Origin of the sequence: Neorhizobium sp. DAR64862/K0K3 (genome assembly GCF_050500185.1) — a bacterium.
GTDB lineage: Bacteria > Pseudomonadota > Alphaproteobacteria > Rhizobiales > Rhizobiaceae > Neorhizobium > Neorhizobium soli.
This window is the reverse complement of record NZ_CP191449.1, coordinates 2118463-2137011: the sequence shown is the minus strand read 5'-3', so window position 1 is coordinate 2137011 and position 18549 is coordinate 2118463. Positions and strand designations below refer to the sequence as shown.

The following is an 18549-nucleotide window of genomic DNA, read 5'->3' as shown; positions in this document are numbered from 1 at the left end:
TCTGCGCCGGAATAAAATGCTTGTCAAGCGGGTGTTGATGACTGTCTCGGTGGCGTGAGGAGTGCTACAGTCAGTGCTGTCTTGAAAGCGAGGGCCGTGATGAAGAACATCGCGTTGAGCAAGGACGCAGAGCGTTTCATCAGAAAACAGATCGAGTCCGGCCGCTTCGAGAATGCCGATGAGGTCATTGATGCCGGTCTCCAGATGCTTGCAAGCAACGAGCAGCCCTTGGAGGAATGGCTCCGGAATGAAATTCCGGGCCGGTATGGCGAGCTGATCGAGGGCAGGGCAGAGGGCGTTTCGATTGACGATGCTTTCTCGCGTCTGGAAGACAGGCACCGCGCCCGCCTTGCCGCCGAAGCGAAATCTGCCGACGAAGGCCGATAAGGTCCATGGGGAACCGGTATGCGATCATCTTGCATCCGGAAGCCGAGCGTGAAGTTGCAGAGTTCTACGATTACGTCGCTGACCGTGCCGGCCCGACCGTCGCCTGGACCTATGTGACGAAACTGCGTGCTTTTCTCAATGGTCTCGCTGATTTTCCGGAGCGAGGAACAGTGCGCGAGAGCGAGGTCCCGGGCATCCGTATCATCGGCTATCGGCGCAGTGTCAGCATAGCCTTTGTCGTCCGCTCTTCCGAGGTGATCATCCTCGGTCTCTTCTTCAGTGGCCGTCTGGTGAGCGATGACATACTGCGCAACCGCCTCTAACCCCTCAATGCTCCCCCTCGCAAAGCCCGTGATCCGAGAGTGACCGGATCACGTAACAGTCCTTGATTGCGTGGTTGCCGTCGCAGTGGGACACGATGCGCTCGAGTTCCTCCTCAAGCTTCTTCAGCTTGGCGATCTTTTCGCGCACGCCGGAAAGGTGCTCTGCGGCAATCCGATCGATATCGCCGCAGGGCTGTTGCGGATGCGAACCGAGCGCGATCAGATCACGGATCGCGGATATGTCGAGGCCGAGATCGCGGGCGTGACGGATGAAGGCCAGCCGATCGAGATCGCTGCGCTCGTAGCGCCGCTGGTTCCCGTCAGATCGCGTGGCGGCGGCAAGCAGGCCCATCTGCTCGTAATAGCGGATGGTGGGCACCTTGACGCCGGTTCTTTTGGAAAGATCGCCGATCGATAGCATGGCAGGCTCAAACCTCTAATGTCTGGAGGTTGAGATAGGACGCATTCACCACAGGGACAAGGATCAGCGTGTTGGCTTGAAGGGCGCCTTCAGGGAATGTTAACCCTGAACGGGGATTGTCACCGCGGTGACGGGCCATGATCGATCAGACGTTGATCAGGAGAATTCCTGGTAGATGTCCTGAACCCAGGCCTGCTGCACGGGAGCGGTCGCGCCGCTTGTGGCAAAGGTCGAAGCGCTGTCGTCGCCGGCATCGAGGGCCCACAGGGCGCTCACCAGCGAGCTTGCAAACAGTGTGCTGCTGCCGGTCAGCGAACCGCTGGAACGGGTAGACGCAGGTGTGTCGCGCTGCTGGGTTTCGTCCTGCTTGCGATCGATGTCGACCGCCCGCTGGGGGTAGTTGTAGCCGCTGAGGCCACTATCGATCTTCATGGCACCGCCTCGATCTCGCTTGGGTTAAGCACGAGTTAACGCCTGAAGCTTGCGCGAAGCTTGCGGCGGGAGATATCCGGCCGGTTTTGGGGCTTGACAGCGCGCATGGGACGTATTCGCGCCGCCGCCATTTCTGTCGAAAAATCAGCGATCTGACGGGAAAACCGAACGCCGCCAGGGCATATGCGCGTTTCCGCATATCCAAAACGATTTTTCCCACAAAAAAAGCCGCAGCACCCGATAGAGGCACTGCGGCGATTGTCATTCGAGGTGACCGATTCTGCGGCGATCCGCCCGGTCAGGCTTTCCCGGCCACCTTGATCGCGAATGCATATTCGAAGGCGATCTCTTCCAGACGCTGGAAACGCCCCGACTTTCCGCCATGGCCGGCAGCCATGTTGGTCTTGAGCAGGATCGGTGCCGAGCCGGTCGAGAATTCGCGAAGCTTCGCCACCCACTTGGTCGGTTCCCAGTAGGTCACGCGTGGATCGGTGAGGCCGGAAATCGCAAGGATCGGCGGATAGGGTTTTGCACCCACGTTGTCATAAGGCGAGTAGGCGGCGATCCACTGGTACTCTTCCAGGCTCTCGATCGGGTTGCCCCATTCCGGCCATTCCGGCGGCGTCAGCGGCAGCGTATCGTCGAGCATGGTGTTGAGCACATCGACGAACGGAACGGCCGCGATAATGCCCGCGAACTTTTCCGGCGCCATGTTGGCGATCGCGCCCATCAGCATACCGCCGGCCGAGCCGCCTTCGGCAATGATGTTCTCATAGGACGTGAAGCCCTCGGCCACGAGGTGGTCGGCAGCGGCGATGAAATCCTTGAACGTGTTTTCCTTGGCTTCCATCTTGCCGTCTTCGTACCAGGCAAAACCCTTGTCCTTGCCGCCGCGGATATGGGCGATGGCATAGATGAAGCCACGATCCGCCAGTGACAGGTTGTTGGTGGAGAACGATGCGGGGATGGTCATCCCATAGGCACCGTAGCCGTAGAGCAGGCAGGGCGCGGTGCCGTCGAGCGGCGTGTCCTTGCGGTAGAGCAGCGACACGGGCACCAGCTCGCCGTCATGGGACGGGGCCATCACGCGGCGGGTCACGTAATCTGCGGCATTGTGGCCGGAGGGGATCTCCTGCGTCTTCAAAAGCGTGCGCGTCCGGCTCACCATATCGTAGTCGTAGAGCTGGGTCGGCGTCGTCATCGACGAATAGGAAAAGCGGATGACGGTGCTGTCATATTCCGCAGCGCCCGAAAGCCCCAGCGAATAGGCTTCCTCGGCAAACGCGATCGAATGTTCCTCGCCGGTCCGCCGGTCGCGGATGATGATCTCAGGCAGACCCTGGTTGCGCTGCAGCCAGATCAGGTGCTGCTCATAGGCCATGTGCGAAATGATCAGCCGGCCCGGCTCGTGCGGCACGATCTCTTTCCAGTTTTCCTTGCCCGGTGCCGCAAACGGCGCCTCGACGATCTTGAAATCCTTGGCATCGCCGTCATTGGTGAGGATATAAAAGACATCGCCGCCTTCGGTCATCGAATACTCGATGCCCTCTTTGCGCGCCGCCACCAGCTTCGGCTCGGCGGTCAGGTCCGAGGTCGGGATGAGGCGGTATTCCGAGGTCTCGTGGTCGTGGATATCGAGATAGATCACGTCGTCCAGCAGCGATCCGCCGACGCCCATGAAGAAGCCCGGATCCTTTTCCTCAAACACTAGCCGGTCGTCCGACTGCGGCGTGCCGAGAATGTGGTGGAAGACCTTGGAGGGACGATGGTTCTCGTCCTGCAGCGTATAGAAGAAGCTTTTGCCATCAGGCGCCCAGACGCCGCCGCCGGCAGTGTTTTCCAGCACGTCCGACATGTCTTCGCCGGTCGAAAGATCGCGCACCCGCAGGGTAAAGTATTCAGAACCCTTGTCGTCGTAACCCCAGATGCCCTTGGAATGGTCCGTCGCATGGTCGATTCCGGCCAGACGGAAATAATCCTTGCCCGTCGCTTCCTTGTCGCCGTCGAGAAGGATCGTCTGATCGCCGCCGTCGCGCGGGGTGCGGAAATATTTTGGCTGCTCGCCGCCGGTCACAAACAGCGATCCGTAGGCAAACGGTCCGTCCTTCATCGGCACGGAGGAATCGTCTTCCTTGATGCGACCGCGCATTTCGGCAAACAGCGTCTTCTGCAATGCGGCCGTGTCGTCCATCGCCGCTTCCATATAGGCGTTCTCGCCCTCCAGATGGGTGCGGATCTCGGGGTCGAGGATCGACGGATCCTTGAACATCTGCTGCCAGTTGTCGGCCCGGAACCAGGCATAGTCGTCGGTGCGGGTGATGCCGTGACGGGTATCCGTCACCGGCTTCTTGGCCGCGACCGGAGGCGTGGGCAGATTTTCGAACGGCATTTTCGGGGAGGGGGCCAAGGAAGCACTCCGAAGTCATGAAAGGAGTGCCAGAGATAGGGGCGGCCGGACCATGAGGCAAGCGGGCAAGCCGCGTGAGCCTACTTCTTCTCAGGCTCGCGGGACTTGGCGAGAGGTGCGAGGTCACGGTGCTGCTGCCAGAATATGAAGGCGACGACCAGTGATAGCCCAATGCCACTCATCAGGAATACCATCGCCAGTTCGGCTGTCATCTGTTCAGTCCGCTTTGCATGATGCCGATTCCGGTCCCGACCACCTAAAGAATACTCGTCAGGATAATTCCCGCTCTGGTAGGTGGTCAACGACGAATCCGTCTTCTAGTTTCCGCCCCGTCCGAGTCACTTTGGATAGGATTCCATGACGATACTGCTGCCCGCCCGGGCATCCATGACAGGCGCTCTCCTGATTTGCGCCGCCTCCACCCTGCCTGCCCACGCGCTCGACGGCCGCATTGTTCGCCAGCTGAACGCCCTTGCACCGGAAGAAAGAGTCGAACAGCGCTGCGATCTCGAGGCGATGGATCGCCTGCGCAAGGAAGGCGATTTCCGCCCCGACAAGGTGATCGCCTACACGTTTTCAGACCCGGTCGGGAACGACAACGGCCTCAAGGCAACCGGCGCAGCGTTCCGCAGCGGCGGTGACTGGTTCAAGCTGAAATTCAAGTGCGAGACCAACGCTGAAGGGCTCAGCGTCACCGCCTTCGACTACAAGGTCGGATCGAAGATACCGCGTGAGGAATGGGACAAGTACTACCTTTACGACTGACGGGTCGCTGACATCGCCGGGCTTTAGCCCGGCAGATGCGGAACGGTCTTCTTTTCTGGAAACAGTTCCGACAGTACGGTCATCATGATCAGCGACAGGGGCAGCGCCAGCATGGCGCCGACGGCACCCCACATCCATGTCCAGAACAGGATGGCGACGAACACGACAAAGGGATTGATCTCCCACTGCCGGCCCATGATCGCGGGGAAGATCAGGTTTTCCATCAGCAAGTGAACCGAGAAGAACACGATCGCGGGCAACAGTCCAAGGAGAAGGGTGTCATGCGTGATGATGCCACCTGCTGCAACCGCGAGGGTCATGATCGTGATCCCGAGAAACGGGATGAAGCTCGACAGGAATGCGAACAGACCCCAGAGAAGCGGCATGCTGAGGCCGCCGAAATAGGCAATTGCGATCATCACGATGCCGAGACCGAGATAGAGCACGCTCGCAGTCGCAAAATAATAGCCGAGAACCTGATCGATTGCGTTCAGCACACGGATCGCAATAAGCCTCTGGTGACGCCGCGGGAAGGCGAGGATGAGGGTACGGCGAAGTCTGAGCCTGCCGTAGAGAAACAGAAGCAGCGCCGCAAAGAAGATCATGCCCTGCACGACGGCCGGCGTCAGATTGGCGGTAACGACGCTGAGGATGTTGCCGGAATTCTCCAACAGCGCCTGCATCGACATCGGCCCGGTTTCGAACGTGGCAGGAGAGATGTTCAGCCATTCCTGGCGCTGCAGAAATGGCATCATCCGGTCGATCATGCGTTGCAGAAAGCTCGGACCTTCCTGGATCATCATGGCAAACGGTTCGGCCAGCGCGTTGACGACCAGAAAGACCGCGGCGAACACAGCGCTGGAGAGGATGATCGCAATGCCGAATTTGGGTACGCCCAGGCGGCCAAGCTTGTCTGCCACCAGACCGAGAATCAGTCCGACGACGACGGCAAGCGTGACAGGGATAAGCACCAGCGACATCATGTGGACGATGGCGAAGAAAACGATCGCAAAGATGCCGATCACGGCCCAGGCCTTGGCGACTTCCAGCGCCTCGCGCCCCAGCACGAGGCTCTCATCGGCGTCTTCGCTCTCCAGGCCGGAAATGACGGCATCCTTGCGATGCGCAGACCGGTTGGCGGCAAAGTCGATCAGCCGTTTTTTAGGATTGGCTGCGCGCGTGCTCGTCATGGCCATGAATTGTCTGATGTCCTCGTTGTCGCGATCAACGCAAAAACAGTGTTCCGGTTCCGGAATACTGCTCAGGTTTACGATCGCAACGATCAGGAATTCAGCGCGCGTTACGCAGCAAGCGTCAGGCCGATGCCCCACGGGTCTCTGAGAGCCCAGCCCTCGGCGGTTTTGGTTGTCGCGATTTCGTGCTTTTCCAGTGCGGAAAGAGCATTCGCCAGGGCCGACTGATCGTTGAACTTCACGGTGTAATCGGAAAGCCCGGTCATGTTTCCAAGCCGGGTCGTGGCGCCGCGGCTGTTCCAAACGTTGGCAGCGATATGGTGATGATAGTCGCCAGTCGCGAAAAAGCTCGCACCGGGATACCGCGCCATGATCTTCAGGCCCAGCACGTCGCGGTAAAAGGCGTCCGCCTGCGGAATGTCGCCGACCTGAAGATGGATATGACCGAGCGCAGTACCCTCAGCCATTCCGGCAAATGCCGCCTGGGGCGCGCTGTTATAAAGCTCCTGAAGGTTCAGCCGGTCGGTCGCCATCGCCACGGTGCCGTCCTGATGGTAGGTCCATTCCGTGGGCGTGCGGTCGCGGTAGATCTCGATGCCGTTGCCTTCGGGATCGGAAAGATAGAGCGCCTCGCTCACCAGATGATCCGATGCGCCTTCGAGCTGGATATTGTTATGCGCTGCATGGGCCAGCCATTGGGCAAGCTCAAGGCGGCCCGGCACCAGAAAGGCCGTGTGAAAGAGGCCGGCCGCATTGCGCGGCGCGCGGGCCACGTTGCCGCCCGTCGTCAGCGTCAGAAGCGGCACGCCGGCGACGCCCAGAACCTCACCGCTCGGCGTCTTTTCAAGCACCGAAAGCCCGATGATTTTCTGGTAGAAACCGGAGACGCGAGCAAGATCGTTGACGACGAGATGCGCCCGCCCGACATGCAGCGGGCGGCTGAGTGCAAACGGCTGCTTCTGTTCTGTCATAATCTGTCCTCCAGCTTTCAACGGGATCGAAATGACGACGCGCCATGCCAATCTTTCCACAGTTATGCGCGCCATCGATCGTTCACGATAGTGAGCAGTTCGGCGATAGATTGTTCTCGATTTATTGACGCTGGGGCGGCCACCTCTAGCCGTACAGGCTTGATTGCCGCCGTTCCCGCACCATCCGGAACCGGCTCGTGCAGCCAGAGTTTTGGGCTCATGACCAAGAGTTGAAACCATCGGAAATTTATTGTGAATCGCGCAGTCTTGCCAAGCTTTCCGCTCGGCCCCATTCTTGGCACCGGTATGGAAGGTGGGTAATGAGCGATCTCTTCAAATTTGGCAGAAACTACGATTTTCACGAGATCGTCGCGGATGGGATTGTCCATGGCATCGGACTGGTCTTCGCCCTGATCGGCGCCACGGCCCTGATATTTTACGCCACCATGTGGTCGAGCCATGGCGAGATCGTTGCCGCCTGGATTTACGGGATCGGGCTGATCCTTTGCCTGTCGATCTCGTTTACCTACAATATATGGCCGCACTCGCCGACCAAGTGGCTGCTGCGGCGGTTCGACCATTCGGCGATCTTCATCCTGATCGCCGCCACCTATACGCCATTCCTCCAGCGCGGCGCCTCCGACCCGTGGATCTTCGGGATGCTGATCGCGATCTGGGCCACAGCGATTTTCGGTATCCTGATCAAATGCTTTTTCCCCGGCCGGTTCGACCGGCTGACCATCCTTCTCTATCTGGCCATGGGCTGGAGCGGGTTGATGGTTGCCGAACCTGTCTCGGCCTATCTGCCGCCGATCTCCGCATTGCTGATCGTTATAGGCGGCCTGATCTATTCGCTCGGCGTCATCTTCCACGTGTGGGAAAGACTGCGCTTCCAGAATGCCATCTGGCATTCCTTTGTCGTCGCGGCCGCTGCCGTCCACTATAGTGCAGTCATGACCTGCTTTAGCCTGTCGGCCAGTGCCTGACCGATCGAGTCCGCAAGACGCCAGCCCGCTTTACACACTGCGGACGTCTGATAAAGTGGACGGGCAATCACTATAATGGACGATAGCCAGTGCCCCCTTTGATCCGCGATGCCACCGAAGCCGACCTGCCGGCGATCCTCGAGATCTATAACGACGCCGTCGCCAATACGACGGCGATCTGGACCGAGACGCTGGTCGATCTCGCCAACCGTCGCGACTGGTTTGCGGCACGCCAGGCGAGAGGATTTCCGGTTCTGGTCGCCGACGAGGACGGGGTCGTCAAAGGCTACGCATCCTACGGCGACTGGCGCGCCTTCGAGGGCTTTCGTCATACGGTGGAACATTCCGTCTATGTGCACCGCGAGGCCCGCGGCGAGGGCATCGGCCGTCTTCTGATGCGCGAGCTGATCACCCGCGCCGCGTCGAATGGCATTCATGTGATGATCGCCTGCGTCGAAGCGGGCAACGCCGCCTCCATCCGTCTGCATGAAAGGCTCGGTTTCCGCCTGACCGGCACGTTTTCCGAAGTCGGCATCAAGTTCGGCCGCTGGCTCGATCTCGCCTGCATGGAGCTCAGGGTCGCGGGCTGACGTCCTTCGCTTTCTCATGGCACTTCCGTCCGAACGGCCTATATGCTGGCTGACATCGCATTCGCATCAATCGCATGACGACGAAGGATCTTTCCATGGATATCAAGCGTGTTGGCTCGCAGGCCTCCAAGAAGCAGCCGGCAGAGTATTTCACCGGCACAGTCCGCCTCGATCCACTGAATTCCGCACCGGCACCGGCCCGCGTCGTTGCAGCATCGGTCACGTTCGAACCCGGCGCCCGCACCAACTGGCACACCCATCCGCTCGGCCAGACGCTGGTTGTCACCTCGGGTTCCGGCCTCACCCAGACCTGGGGTGGCCCGGTCCGGGTAATCCGCGCCGGTGATGTCGTCTGGTTTTCGCCGGGCGAAAAGCACTGGCACGGCGCATCGTCGCAGACGGCCATGACCCATATTGCCATCGGGGAAGCGCTCGACGGCAAGACCGCCGACTGGATGGAGGCGGTCAGCGACGATCAATATGCGATTCCCCCGGAAACCGTCTGATCGTCATCTAACCGACGCGCAGGGCAGGCAATCCTGCGCCTCAAGCCTTAAATTTGCCAGGAGAGCCGCATGTCCGCTGCATCAGATGATACCGTGACCCGCATCGCCAACGATCGTATCTCCGTTGAAATCTCACCCCTCGGTGCGGAAATGCAGTCGCTGAAGACGGCGGATGGCCGCAACTTTCTCTGGAACGGCGACGCCGCCTTCTGGGCCGGCCGCTCGCCGATCCTCTTCCCGATCGTCGGCAAGGCGCCCTCCGATACCGTGGTAATCGAAGGCAAACCCTATCCGATGGCGCAGCACGGTTTTGCCCGCCGCTCGACCTTCGCGCTCGCCGCCTCCGACGAGACCAGCTGCCGCTTCGAGCTTGCATCATCCGATACCACCCGCAGCGTCTACCCGTTCGATTTCCGCCTCGCCGTCACCCATTCGATCGATGGTTCGAAACTCACAATTTCGGCGGAGGTGGAAAACCGCAGCGACCGGCCCATGCCGTTCGGCCTCGGTTTCCACACCGCCTTCCTCTGGCCGCTGCCGGGTGGAGAAGGCCAGGCCCATACGATCGTGCTCGACAACGGTGGCGAACCGGCGATGACGCGCCTGTCCGGCGGGCTGATCGACCCGAGCCCACTTGCCTCGCCGTTCACGTCCGGCAAGCTGACGCTGTCGCACGACATGTTCGATGAAGACGCGATGATCTTTGCAGAGGGCGCCGGAACGGGCCTGACCTATGCGGCGGAAGGCGGCCCAGAGCTGAAATTTTCCTTCGACAACCTGCCAAACCTCGCGCTCTGGCAAAAGCTCAACGGCCCTTTCCTCTGCATCGAGCCCTGGCACGGAACGGCCGCCCAGAACGGGACCAGTGCCGATCTCGAATCGCGTCCCTACACCGTCACGCTGCCCGCCGGGCAAACCGCGCGATTTGCGTTCACGGTCGAGTTGCCGGGGTAAGCCAAACGAAAACAGCGGCCCGGATGGGGCCGCTGTCAATTTCAAGTCGGTACTTTGGTGACATCCGTCCCGCTGACTAATCTGCCGGGCGGAAATTCATCGAGTGGCCGTTGATGCAGTAGCGCAGGCCGGTCGGTGGCGGGCCGTCTGGGAAGACGTGGCCGAGATGGCCGTTGCAGGTGGCGCAGCGGACTTCGGTGCGCACCATGCCGTGCGTGGTATCACGCAGTTCGGTCACCGCATCGGGGCCGACGGCCTCGAAGTAGCTCGGCCAGCCGCAGCCGCTGTCGAACTTGGTATCCGACACGAACAGATCCGTGCCGCAACCGGCGCAGCTGTAGATGCCTTTATCCTTGGCGTTCCAGTACGGCCCGGTAAAGGGACGCTCCGTGCCCGCCTGGCGCAGGATCTGATACTGCTCGAGCGTCAGCTCTTCGCGCCATTCTGCATCTGTCTTCTGGACTTTCTTGGTGATGACGTCGGACATCTGAACCATCCTTTCATTGTAAGCCTTAGATAGGTGCGACAGGCCTGTCGATAAAGGTCACGCTACCGTGTTTCTTGCCCGTCAATGCTTGAGGCACGCGCTGCTTTCCCCTAGAAACCGAGGGGTACTGCCGCTTGGCAGAGATTTGCGACGCTATTCAACGGGAGGGGACCATGGCCGCCACCACGCCGGCATTGACCTTCGCGGCACTCATGCTGCCGTTTCTTGCAGCATTTCTTGCCCCCGTTCTAAGCCGTCTTTTGGGACACCGCGCAGCACTCGTTCTTGCTCTCGCACCCGCGCTCGCATGCCTGCATTTCCTGACCTTCCTTCCGGAAATTGCCGCCGGAGAATCGGCGACGGGCGGCTATGTCTGGGTGCCGAGTTTCAACCTGTCCTTCTCCTGGTTTCTCGACGGCCTGTCGCTCACCTTCGCGCTGCTGATCACCGGCATCGGCACGCTGATCGTGCTGTATTCCGGCGCCTACATGAAGGGCCACCCACAGCAGGGCCGCTTCCTCGCCTTCATCCTGTTCTTCATGGGTGCCATGCTGGGATTGGTCGTCTCCGACAGTTTTCTCATGCTGTTCGTCTATTGGGAACTGACCTCGATCGCCTCCTTCCTGCTGATCGGCTTCGATCACGACCGGGCAGAGGCACGAAGGGCTGCGCTGCAGGCGCTGGTCGTCACCGGCGGCGGTGGGCTAGCGCTTCTGGCCGGCCTCGTTCTTCTCTGGAACGTCACTGGCATCACCCAACTGTCGCTTCTTCTGCATTCGGGCCTACCGCTCAGCGCCAGCCCCCAGTATTTCGCCATTCTTCTTCTGGTTCTCGCCGGCTGCTTTACCAAATCGGCTCAGTTTCCGTTCCATTTCTGGCTGCCCAACGCCATGCAGGCGCCGACGCCCGTCTCGGCCTATCTGCATTCGGCAACCATGGTAAAGGCCGGCGTCTATCTCCTAATGCGGCTGCAGCCGGTTCTCGGCGATACGCCCGCCTGGGAAATCCTGCTTCCCTTCTTCGGCGGCATCACGCTGATCTCCGGCGCGCTTCTCGGGTTGAGGCAGACCGACCTCAAGATGATGCTCGCCTACACGACGATGGCCTCGCTCGGCCTCATGGTGATGCTGACCGGGTTCGGCTCCGACCATGCGATCGAGGCTGCGGTGCTTTATCTCATCGCCCATTCGCTGTTCAAAGGCGCGCTGTTCATGGTGGCCGGCGCCATCGACCACGAGACGGGCACGCGCGAGATCTCGAAACTCGGCGGCCTGCGCAAGGCGATGCCCGTTACCTTTGCAGCGGCAGCGCTTGCGGCCCTCTCCATGGCCGGCCTGCCGCTGTTCTTCGGATTTCTCGCCAAGGAAGAGATCTATCTGGCGCTCGTCGACGGCAATCCGCGAGCGATCTTCTTTCTCTGCCTCGCCGTCATCGGCAACGCGCTGATGGGAGCGCTGGCGCTGGCGATCGGTTTCAAACCTTTTCTCGGTCCAAACCGCCCGGATGTTGGGCCCGTCCATGAAGGGCCATGGGGCCTGTGGCTCGGCCCCGTCGTTCTCGCGCTGCTCGGACTTTTAGCGGGCATTTTCTCAGGCACCGCGCACCAGTATTTTTCGACGCCCATGGCAAGCGCCGTGCTGCATGAAGACACGGTCATCGACATCTCCACCGTGCCGCATCTCGGCCTGCCGCTTCTCCTCTCGATCCTCACGCTGATTCTTGCGGGTCTGGTCCTGTGGCAGTTGGAGACGGCACGCGGGTTGATGCGAAGACTGTTCGATGCGCTCGGTCCAGGGCCCGATCGCGGTTTCGACCATGCGGTTCAAGGCCTGATCCGCCTGTCAGTCGTCTTGACCCGCATTCTCCAGCCCGGCCGGCTGGAAATCTATGTCACCGCCACCTTCATCCTTTTGGCGCTTACCCTGCTGGTGCCGCCCTTCCTGTTCAATGAATTCCCGGCCATGCCGGCGTTCCCGCAGACCGTTGCCCTGCACGAATGGGTGTTTCTCGGCATTGCCGTGATCGGTGTTGCGGCGGTCCTGCGCGCGGCCGACCGGCTGACGGCAATCGTCGCGCTCGGCATCCAGGGCTTTGCCATCGCCGTTCTCTTCCTCCTGTTTGGCGCGCCGGATCTGTCGTTCACCCAGTTCATGGTCGAAACGCTCTCGGTCGTCATCCTGGCGCTGGTCATGACGCGCCTCCGTCTGACGCCGTCCGATCACCGGCCGCTCCTCCAGCGCCTGTTCGACGGCACGATCGCGCTCGCCTGCGGCACCGGCTTTACGCTGCTGCTGCTCAAATCCGTGGAGACGCCGTTCGACAACGCGCTGACGGATTTCTTCAACGCCTATTCCAAGGTCATCGCCCACGGCGCCAACGTCGTGAACGTCATCATCGTCGACTTCCGCGGCGTCGACACGCTGGGCGAAATCGCCGTCGTCATGATCACCGGGCTCGCGGTTCTGGCGCTCGTCCGGGTCCGGGCCGGGACGAAGACGGAACTTGGGGCAGGGGGCGCGAAACGGACGGCGACAGCTATCCCCAACGGAAAGACAGCGGCCAAAGCCCCGACCACCAAAGCCCCGCAGGCCAAACCATCGACCGGGAGACCAGACCGATGATCAAAGCCCGGACACTTCCCCCAACGTCCCTCATTCCTGTGCTTGTCACAGGAATTCAGCCGCGGCGCGTCCGCGCCGTGAATGACGCGTCTCGCGCGACCACCTCTCCCGCACCCAAGGACTTGGGTGCGCTGAATTCCTGTGACGAGCACAGGAATGAGGGGAGTGTGGAGCAACGTCGCGCTGGCAGGGTGGAGCGCAGTCGTGCTGGACGGCTGGGCCACGGGAATACAGCAAGGCTGAACCACAGGAACGAGCGGCGGGTGACAGAAAGCTTCGAACAGGTGGCCCTGCCATGAACACCATCATTCTTCGCACCGTCGCCCCGGTCGTCACTGCACTGACGCTGCTCTTTTCGGTCTTTGTTCTGTTGCGCGGCCATAACGAGCCGGGCGGCGGGTTTATTGGCGGTCTGATCGCTGTGTCGGGTCTGGCGATCTACGGGATTGCATTCGGCACCGGTGCGGTGCGCCGGGCCTTGCGCTTTCATCCGATGGCAATCGCCGGGGCGGGCCTTCTGATCGCCATGCTGTCGGGCCTCGTGTCGATCTTTGCCGGCGTGCCCTTCATGACCGGGCTGTGGATCACGCCGAGCCTGTTCGGCACGGACATTCCGCTGTCGACGGTCATATCCTTCGATCTCGGCGTTTACCTCGTCGTGCTCGGCGCCATCACCTCGATCGTGCTGGCGCTGGAACAGGAACCCGGTCCTGAGTTTCCCGCTCCGGCATTGCGCGGCACGATGTCGCGGCGCGCCGAAACGGCTGCGTCCGCAAGAGAGGGCGCGCCAGATCCGGTAACGAAGAAGAAGCGCCGCAAATCGGGAGGAAAACGCTGATGGAAACGCCGCTCGCGATCCTGATCGGCCTCTTCTTTTCGGCCGCGATCTATCTCATGCTGTCGAAATTCACCGTCCGTATTCTCCTTGGCGTCGTGCTGCTCGGCAATGGCGTCAACCTGCTGCTGTTTACCGCCGGCGGCCTGACGCGTTCGGTCCCGGCGATCATTCCGGCGGGCGCAGACACGCTGTCCCATACCGCCGCCAACCCGCTGCCGCAGGCGCTGATCCTGACGGCTATCGTGATTTCGTTTTCGTTCTTCGCTTTTCTCCTCGTGCTCACCTACCGCGCTTTTCAGGATCTCGGCAGCGACAATTCCGACGAGATGCGACTGGCGGAACCCCGCGACGAACCATCGCCGCCGATGGGATATTGAGGACGTTTGATGGCATCCCCCGCAACATCCCCCGTTGATCTCGCAGCCGCCCTGGTCCTCACCCCGCCGCCGCTCGGCGACTGGCTGGTGATCCTGCCCGTCGTGCTGATGATCGGCGCCGGCGCAATTCTCCTGATGGTGCGCAAGTCCGTCCGCCTCCACGGCGGGATCGCCATTGCAGCGCTGCTTCTGCTCGTCCTCGTCAATGGAAGCCTGCTTTTGCGGGTGATCGAGAACGGCCCGGTGACGATGGTCATGGGCCGCTGGCTGCCACCTTTCGGCATCGCCTTCACGGCCGATCTGTTCGGTGCCACGATGGCACTGACGGCCTCGCTCGTGGCACTCGCCGCCGGCATCTTCGCGCTGAGGGATATCGATGGCTCCGGACGACGCTACGGTTTCTATCCCTTCCTGATGCTGCTGATGGCGGGCGTCTCGGGTGCCTTCCTCACCGGTGATATCTTCAACCTCTATGTCTGGTTCGAGGTCCTGCTGATTTCCTCGTTCGGCCTTCTGATCCTGGGATCACGACCCGAACAGATCGATGGCGCGCTCAAATACGCGGTCCTGAACCTTATCGCCACGACGCTGTTCCTGATCTCGGTCGGCTATCTCTATTCGCTGTTCGGCACGCTCAATATGGCCGATATCGCACTCAAGGCCGGCGACCTCTCGGGCACGGCACCGCTCGTCACGCTGACGGCGCTGTTTACCTTTGCCTTTGCCATGAAGGCGGCAGCCTTTCCGCTCAACTTCTGGCTGCCCGCCTCCTATCACACGCCGCGCATCGTCGTGTCGGCGCTGTTCGGCGCGCTCCTCACGAAGGTTGGCATCTACGCGCTGATCCGCGTCACGGTCATGCTTCTGCCGGTGGAGCGAGAGGTGCTGAGCCCCGCCATCGCCACACTCGCCATTCTGACACTGATAAGGGGTGCCCTGGGTGCGCTGGCGCAGAGCGATATCCGCAAACTTGCCGGCTACCTTGTCATCGCCGGCATCGGCAACATGCTGGCGGGCGTGGCGATCGGGTCTCCGGCCGCCATTTCCGGCGCCATCTTTTATGCGCTGCATTCCATGGTGGCGATGACGGCGCTCTATCTCGTGGTCGGCGAGGCGGCCCGCCGCGCAAGCCTGCTTTCCGGGGACGAAAACCAAGCAAACCGCTGGTCGCTGCATACGCTCGGCGGGCTCTACCGGTCGTCGCCGGGTTTCACGGCGGTGTCGCTTCTCGTGTTCCTCGCCGTCGCCGGCCTGCCGCCGCTGTCGGGTCTGTGGCCGAAGATCATGCTTCTGAAAGCCGCGATGGACATCAACGCATGGTGGCTTGCCGCCGCCATTCTCGTCTCTTCCTTTCTCGTCACCCTCACGCTTGGCCGGATCGTGCTTCTCGCCTACTGGCGGCAGGGGCCTGAATCCGCCGCCGGCCTTGAGCGACAGACCGCAGTTCGCGGCGACTGGCGGCTGTCGCTGCCGCTGTGCGTCCTCGTTCTCCTGGCCGCCGGGTTCGGCCTGTTTCCGGAACATCTTCTGTCGCTGACGCAATCGGCCGCCGAGGGACTTGCCGGCCCGTCCGCCTATATCCGTTCGGTCTTTCCGGAAGCCCTGCCGTCGGGAGGCATAAGATGACGTCATTCATCCGCGCTTGCGTCTTTGCCGTCATCTGGGTGGCGATCACGGGCAGCGCCACCATCCTCAACCTTGTGTTCGGCTTTGCCGTCGCAGCGCTCGCGCTCTGGGTCGTGCGTGGCGAGATCGACCGCGCCAGCCGTAAGATGCGGATAGGCCGGATGCTCTCGCTCCTCGTCCTGTTCATCAGGGAACTGGCAATGTCGGCCTGGAAGGTGGCGGTCCTCGTCACGAGACCGAGGCTCGACGTCAAACCCGGAATTTTCGCCTTTCCATTGACGGTCAGCCGCGATTTCGAGATCACGCTGCTTGCCAACCTCATCACGCTCACGCCGGGCACGCTGTCGGTGGATGTCTCGGCCGACCGCAAGTTCCTCTTCGTGCACGCGCTTGACGCCTCCGATATCGACGCGACCAAGCGGGAAATCGCTGACGGTTTCGAGCGCAAGATCCTGGAGGCATTCGAATGACCGTGTCCGATCCGTCCCTGGCCGCGACGATCCTGTCTGTCTCCACCTGGATTGCCATGGCGGTCCTGTCGGTCGCGTTCCTGTTGACCATCCGGCGGGTGGTGGCGGGGCCGACGCTGCCGGACCGTGTGCTTGCCCTCGACATGCTGGTCGGCATCGTCATCGGCTTTATCGCGCTGATTGCCATCCGAACCGGCTTCAACCTCTATATCGATATTGCCATCGCGCTCGGCCTGGTCGGCTTCCTGTCGACCGTCGCCTTTGCCCGCTTCATCATGCCGCGCGTCACCGATGCCGCGAAAGATCCAGCGACATCCGGCAAGACACCCGTGCAAAGGAGGAAACGCTGATGGATCTCGTCGTTTCGCTTGTCGTCTCCGTCCTCGTCCTTGCCGGCGCCTGCTTTTCGCTGATTGCCGCAATCGGCATCAACCGGCTGCCGGATCTCTATACCCGCATGCACGCAGCCTCGAAGGCCGGCACGGTCGGTTCGGGTCTGCTGCTGCTCGCTGTCGGGGTCTATGCCGGGGATCTGCCGGTCCTTGCCCGCGCAATTGCTGGCTTTCTGTTCTTCGTACTGACGGCCCCGGTTTCGGCGCATCTTCTGGCCGTCGCTGCCCGCCGCGCCGGCTATCCGATGAGCGAACATTCGCTCCACGATGAGATGAAAGCGCACGAAGAATCAATATAGAGGCCGCAGTTCGAGCTATAAGCCCGTCATAAAGGCGTCTTTTTTCGATACACTATCAGTTATCAGGTCTTCCCCCGGCTTTACCATCAGAATTCGATCGGCATTACTAGATTTCGCAGTTGGATTTTGGGGGTCCGGATGCTAATTCAGGTGCAGTAGAACCCTGAAATTGTTCTCTTGCGGATTATTTCTCGTGTAAAACGCACAATACGTCTCAGAATTGTGTGCCTATGCGGGAATTGTCCGAAGTAAACAATGTCCGGTGGTATTTATGATCGGCTTCGCGCGCGAGACTTAGGGGTAGGTTTCAGTCTTCGGACAGTGTGCGGGCAGTGGGATGCCATCGTGGTTCTGCAGGATGCGGGTGTTGGTCGGCTCTCGCAACCGTCCGCGAATTACGAACAGGAGACGAAAATGACAGAAATCGCATTGGGCAAAGGCCCGGACCTGCTGGTGGAACTGACAGCAGATATCGTGGCTGCCTATGTGAGCAACCACGTCGTTCCGGTCGGCGACCTTTCAGGACTGATTGCCGACGTTCATACGGCACTGAGTGGCACGGCATCGCCGACGCCCGTCGTGGCCGTGGTTGAAAAGCCGAAGCCGCCGGTCCCGATCAAGAAGTCCATCGAGGACGATTACCTGATCTGCCTGGAAGACGGCATGAAGTTCAAGTCGCTGAAGCGACACCTCATGACCCATTACAACATGACGCCGGAAGAATACCGCGAAAAGTGGGGCCTGCCGTCCGACTATCCGATGGTCGCTCCAGCCTATGCGGAAGCCCGCTCGCGTCTTGCAAAGGAAATGGGCCTCGGCCAGCGCCGCAAGCGCGCCAAGGCTTGATCAGCCTTTAACAGACGGCAGTTGTAACACTGCCAATCAAGAGAACCGGGCGCATGCCCGGTTTTTTGTTGTTTAGAGATAGGAAGAAAATCATAATTAGATTCCTGATGCTTAGCTCGGATGGCGGCCTTTAGGGTGCATTTCGTATTTCCATCCGTCTCTTCCTCCGCTACCGTATGTGAATTAATTCCTAGAAGTGGAGGAGCTGTCATGCCTGCCGAACCGTCCGCCGGGGCAATACCCGTTTCGCCCAGCCTCAGCGTTTCCGGCCGTTCCACCGCACGGATGGCCGCCGGCGCATCCGCGCCTTCCTGGGTAACGCTTCGAATCGGTCGAAAGCCGAAACCCACATGCCTGATCGTGTTTCAGCTCGTCTCCGAAATGGTGTTCCTCTTCGGAGACCGGGTCATGGTCCGGCGCGACCGCCGAAGGCTTGCCGCCCATTCCCGCCAGATCGCCATGTATGTCTGCCACGTGGCGCTGTCGATCTCAGTAGATGACATCGCCGCAAGCTTCGGCCGGGAGCGATCAACCGTCGCCCATGCCTGCCATCTGGTCGAGGACCGCCGCGACAACCCGGCCTTTGACGATTTCGTTTCCGCCGTCGAACGGATGGTCACCTCCGTCTTCGGTGAAGCGGATGTGGGCTGAGGCTGAA

At 60.9% G+C, this 18549-nt stretch carries 22 protein-coding genes and 1 pseudogene; 16 read left to right on the top strand and 7 right to left on the bottom strand.

What is annotated here, in order from left to right:
• Nucleotides 1-99 precede the first annotated feature (99 nt).
• Both ACQY1L_RS10485 and ACQY1L_RS10480 read left to right on the top strand, forming a co-directional pair.
• Nucleotides 100-387: a type II toxin-antitoxin system ParD family antitoxin gene (locus tag ACQY1L_RS10485; RefSeq protein ID WP_113165199.1), complete on the top strand. Its 288-nt coding sequence runs from the start codon at nucleotides 100-102 to the stop codon at nucleotides 385-387.
• A 5-nt stretch (nucleotides 388-392) separates the two neighbouring features.
• Complete coding sequence (locus ACQY1L_RS10480; protein WP_062453497.1) at nucleotides 393-710, top strand: type II toxin-antitoxin system RelE/ParE family toxin; 318 nt, start codon at nucleotides 393-395, stop codon at nucleotides 708-710.
• Nucleotides 711-714: 4 nt separating this feature from the next.
• On the opposite strand, the gene ACQY1L_RS10475 is transcribed toward ACQY1L_RS10480, so the two are convergent.
• The 4 genes from ACQY1L_RS10475 to ACQY1L_RS10460 all read right to left on the bottom strand — a co-directional run bounded on the left by ACQY1L_RS10475 (nucleotide 715) and on the right by ACQY1L_RS10460 (nucleotide 4182).
• Nucleotides 715-1131 carry a MerR family transcriptional regulator gene (locus tag ACQY1L_RS10475; RefSeq protein WP_430240831.1) on the bottom strand — a complete coding sequence of 139 codons (417 nt, stop codon included), beginning with the start codon at nucleotides 1129-1131 and terminating at the stop codon, nucleotides 715-717.
• 156 nt (nucleotides 1132-1287) lie between these two features.
• Nucleotides 1288-1563: a hypothetical protein gene (locus ACQY1L_RS10470; RefSeq protein WP_062579631.1), complete on the bottom strand. Its 276-nt coding sequence runs from the start codon at nucleotides 1561-1563 to the stop codon at nucleotides 1288-1290.
• 298 nt (nucleotides 1564-1861) lie between these two features.
• Nucleotides 1862-3952 (bottom strand): S9 family peptidase, encoded by a 2091-nt coding sequence (locus ACQY1L_RS10465; protein ID WP_430243897.1) that lies wholly within the window; start codon nucleotides 3950-3952, stop codon nucleotides 1862-1864.
• Nucleotides 3953-4050: 98 nt separating this feature from the next.
• A complete protein-coding gene (locus ACQY1L_RS10460) occupies nucleotides 4051-4182 on the bottom strand; it encodes a hypothetical protein (RefSeq protein ID WP_274598265.1) in 132 nt (43 codons plus the stop codon).
• Nucleotides 4183-4327: 145 nt separating this feature from the next.
• On the opposite strand from ACQY1L_RS10460, the gene ACQY1L_RS10455 reads away from it, so the two are divergent.
• On the top strand, nucleotides 4328-4735 hold the full coding sequence (locus ACQY1L_RS10455; protein ID WP_082471859.1) for a DUF930 domain-containing protein: 408 nt from the start codon (nucleotides 4328-4330) through the stop codon (nucleotides 4733-4735).
• Between the two features lie 23 nt (nucleotides 4736-4758).
• Here ACQY1L_RS10455 and ACQY1L_RS10450 read toward each other — a convergent pair whose 3' ends face one another.
• Nucleotides 4759-5931 (bottom strand): AI-2E family transporter, encoded by a 1173-nt coding sequence (locus ACQY1L_RS10450; protein WP_062453493.1) that lies wholly within the window; start codon nucleotides 5929-5931, stop codon nucleotides 4759-4761.
• A 104-nt stretch (nucleotides 5932-6035) separates the two neighbouring features.
• The gene (locus tag ACQY1L_RS10445; RefSeq protein WP_430240830.1) at nucleotides 6036-6899 is read right to left on the bottom strand and encodes a VOC family protein; all 864 of its coding nucleotides are present in this window, start codon (nucleotides 6897-6899) and stop codon (nucleotides 6036-6038) included.
• 320 nt (nucleotides 6900-7219) lie between these two features.
• Between ACQY1L_RS10445 and trhA the strand changes: the two genes are divergently transcribed.
• The 4 genes from trhA (at nucleotide 7220) to ACQY1L_RS10425 (ending at nucleotide 9935) form a co-directional block, all read left to right on the top strand.
• The gene (trhA, locus tag ACQY1L_RS10440; RefSeq protein ID WP_062453491.1) at nucleotides 7220-7885 is read left to right on the top strand and encodes a PAQR family membrane homeostasis protein TrhA; all 666 of its coding nucleotides are present in this window, start codon (nucleotides 7220-7222) and stop codon (nucleotides 7883-7885) included.
• A gap of 89 nt (nucleotides 7886-7974) precedes the next feature.
• Nucleotides 7975-8475: an N-acetyltransferase family protein gene (locus ACQY1L_RS10435; RefSeq protein ID WP_430240829.1), complete on the top strand. Its 501-nt coding sequence runs from the start codon at nucleotides 7975-7977 to the stop codon at nucleotides 8473-8475.
• A gap of 95 nt (nucleotides 8476-8570) precedes the next feature.
• Entirely contained in the window at nucleotides 8571-8981 is a 411-nt protein-coding gene (locus ACQY1L_RS10430) for a (R)-mandelonitrile lyase (protein ID WP_092661642.1), read from the top strand.
• A gap of 69 nt (nucleotides 8982-9050) precedes the next feature.
• The gene (locus ACQY1L_RS10425) at nucleotides 9051-9935 is read left to right on the top strand and encodes an aldose 1-epimerase family protein (protein ID WP_430240828.1); all 885 of its coding nucleotides are present in this window, start codon (nucleotides 9051-9053) and stop codon (nucleotides 9933-9935) included.
• Between the two features lie 76 nt (nucleotides 9936-10011).
• Here ACQY1L_RS10425 and msrB read toward each other — a convergent pair whose 3' ends face one another.
• A complete protein-coding gene (gene msrB / locus ACQY1L_RS10420) occupies nucleotides 10012-10422 on the bottom strand; it encodes a peptide-methionine (R)-S-oxide reductase MsrB (RefSeq protein WP_430240827.1) in 411 nt (136 codons plus the stop codon).
• Nucleotides 10423-10595: 173 nt separating this feature from the next.
• Here msrB and ACQY1L_RS10415 point away from each other — a divergent pair, with 173 nt between their 5' ends.
• The 9 genes and pseudogenes from ACQY1L_RS10415 (at nucleotide 10596) to ACQY1L_RS10375 (ending at nucleotide 18542) form a co-directional block, all read left to right on the top strand.
• A complete protein-coding gene (locus tag ACQY1L_RS10415) occupies nucleotides 10596-13043 on the top strand; it encodes a putative monovalent cation/H+ antiporter subunit A (RefSeq protein WP_430240826.1) in 2448 nt (815 codons plus the stop codon).
• 295 nt (nucleotides 13044-13338) lie between these two features.
• Nucleotides 13339-13746 (top strand): annotated as a pseudogene (locus tag ACQY1L_RS10410) (Na+/H+ antiporter subunit B); the annotation flags it as partial.
• 134 nt (nucleotides 13747-13880) lie between these two features.
• Nucleotides 13881-14258, top strand: coding sequence for a Na+/H+ antiporter subunit C (locus ACQY1L_RS10405; protein ID WP_062453487.1), 378 nt, complete (start codon nucleotides 13881-13883; stop codon nucleotides 14256-14258).
• Between the two features lie 9 nt (nucleotides 14259-14267).
• A complete protein-coding gene (locus ACQY1L_RS10400) occupies nucleotides 14268-15884 on the top strand; it encodes a Na+/H+ antiporter subunit D (protein WP_430240825.1) in 1617 nt (538 codons plus the stop codon).
• Nucleotides 15881-16354 carry a Na+/H+ antiporter subunit E gene (locus ACQY1L_RS10395; RefSeq protein ID WP_062453485.1) on the top strand — a complete coding sequence of 158 codons (474 nt, stop codon included), beginning with the start codon at nucleotides 15881-15883 and terminating at the stop codon, nucleotides 16352-16354. Before ACQY1L_RS10400 ends, ACQY1L_RS10395 begins: the two co-directional genes overlap by 4 nt.
• Nucleotides 16355-16410: 56 nt before the next feature.
• Nucleotides 16411-16704 carry a cation:proton antiporter gene (locus ACQY1L_RS10390; RefSeq protein ID WP_430243894.1) on the top strand — a complete coding sequence of 98 codons (294 nt, stop codon included), beginning with the start codon at nucleotides 16411-16413 and terminating at the stop codon, nucleotides 16702-16704.
• A complete protein-coding gene (gene mnhG, locus ACQY1L_RS10385) occupies nucleotides 16701-17045 on the top strand; it encodes a monovalent cation/H(+) antiporter subunit G (RefSeq protein ID WP_430243892.1) in 345 nt (114 codons plus the stop codon). Before ACQY1L_RS10390 ends, mnhG begins: the two co-directional genes overlap by 4 nt.
• Before the next feature lie 414 nt (nucleotides 17046-17459).
• Entirely contained in the window at nucleotides 17460-17891 is a 432-nt protein-coding gene (locus tag ACQY1L_RS10380) for a MucR family transcriptional regulator (RefSeq protein WP_062453483.1), read from the top strand.
• A 210-nt stretch (nucleotides 17892-18101) separates the two neighbouring features.
• Nucleotides 18102-18542 (top strand): helix-turn-helix domain-containing protein, encoded by a 441-nt coding sequence (locus ACQY1L_RS10375; RefSeq protein ID WP_430240824.1) that lies wholly within the window; start codon nucleotides 18102-18104, stop codon nucleotides 18540-18542.
• Nucleotides 18543-18549: the final 7 nt, after the last annotated feature.

Coding starts and splice junctions, on each gene's coding strand:
- ACQY1L_RS10455 (WP_082471859.1), top strand. CDS start 4,328: ATGACGATACTGCTGCCCGCCCGGGCATCCATGACAGGCGCTCTCCTG.
- ACQY1L_RS10405 (WP_062453487.1), top strand. CDS start 13,881: ATGGAAACGCCGCTCGCGATCCTGATCGGCCTCTTCTTTTCGGCCGCG.
- ACQY1L_RS10475 (WP_430240831.1), bottom strand. CDS start 1,131: ATGCTATCGATCGGCGATCTTTCCAAAAGAACCGGCGTCAAGGTGCCC.
- trhA (WP_062453491.1), top strand. CDS start 7,220: ATGAGCGATCTCTTCAAATTTGGCAGAAACTACGATTTTCACGAGATC.
- ACQY1L_RS10470 (WP_062579631.1), bottom strand. CDS start 1,563: ATGAAGATCGATAGTGGCCTCAGCGGCTACAACTACCCCCAGCGGGCG.
- ACQY1L_RS10415 (WP_430240826.1), top strand. CDS start 10,596: ATGGCCGCCACCACGCCGGCATTGACCTTCGCGGCACTCATGCTGCCG.
- ACQY1L_RS10485 (WP_113165199.1), top strand. CDS start 100: ATGAAGAACATCGCGTTGAGCAAGGACGCAGAGCGTTTCATCAGAAAA.
- ACQY1L_RS10375 (WP_430240824.1), top strand. CDS start 18,102: ATGCCTGCCGAACCGTCCGCCGGGGCAATACCCGTTTCGCCCAGCCTC.
- ACQY1L_RS10430 (WP_092661642.1), top strand. CDS start 8,571: ATGGATATCAAGCGTGTTGGCTCGCAGGCCTCCAAGAAGCAGCCGGCA.
- ACQY1L_RS10445 (WP_430240830.1), bottom strand. CDS start 6,899: ATGACAGAACAGAAGCAGCCGTTTGCACTCAGCCGCCCGCTGCATGTC.
- ACQY1L_RS10480 (WP_062453497.1), top strand. CDS start 393: ATGGGGAACCGGTATGCGATCATCTTGCATCCGGAAGCCGAGCGTGAA.
- ACQY1L_RS10425 (WP_430240828.1), top strand. CDS start 9,051: ATGTCCGCTGCATCAGATGATACCGTGACCCGCATCGCCAACGATCGT.
- ACQY1L_RS10400 (WP_430240825.1), top strand. CDS start 14,268: ATGGCATCCCCCGCAACATCCCCCGTTGATCTCGCAGCCGCCCTGGTC.
- ACQY1L_RS10395 (WP_062453485.1), top strand. CDS start 15,881: ATGACGTCATTCATCCGCGCTTGCGTCTTTGCCGTCATCTGGGTGGCG.
- ACQY1L_RS10450 (WP_062453493.1), bottom strand. CDS start 5,931: ATGGCCATGACGAGCACGCGCGCAGCCAATCCTAAAAAACGGCTGATC.
- ACQY1L_RS10390 (WP_430243894.1), top strand. CDS start 16,411: ATGGCGGTCCTGTCGGTCGCGTTCCTGTTGACCATCCGGCGGGTGGTG.
- ACQY1L_RS10460 (WP_274598265.1), bottom strand. CDS start 4,182: ATGACAGCCGAACTGGCGATGGTATTCCTGATGAGTGGCATTGGGCTA.
- msrB (WP_430240827.1), bottom strand. CDS start 10,422: ATGTCCGACGTCATCACCAAGAAAGTCCAGAAGACAGATGCAGAATGG.
- ACQY1L_RS10465 (WP_430243897.1), bottom strand. CDS start 3,952: ATGCCGTTCGAAAATCTGCCCACGCCTCCGGTCGCGGCCAAGAAGCCG.
- ACQY1L_RS10380 (WP_062453483.1), top strand. CDS start 17,460: ATGACAGAAATCGCATTGGGCAAAGGCCCGGACCTGCTGGTGGAACTG.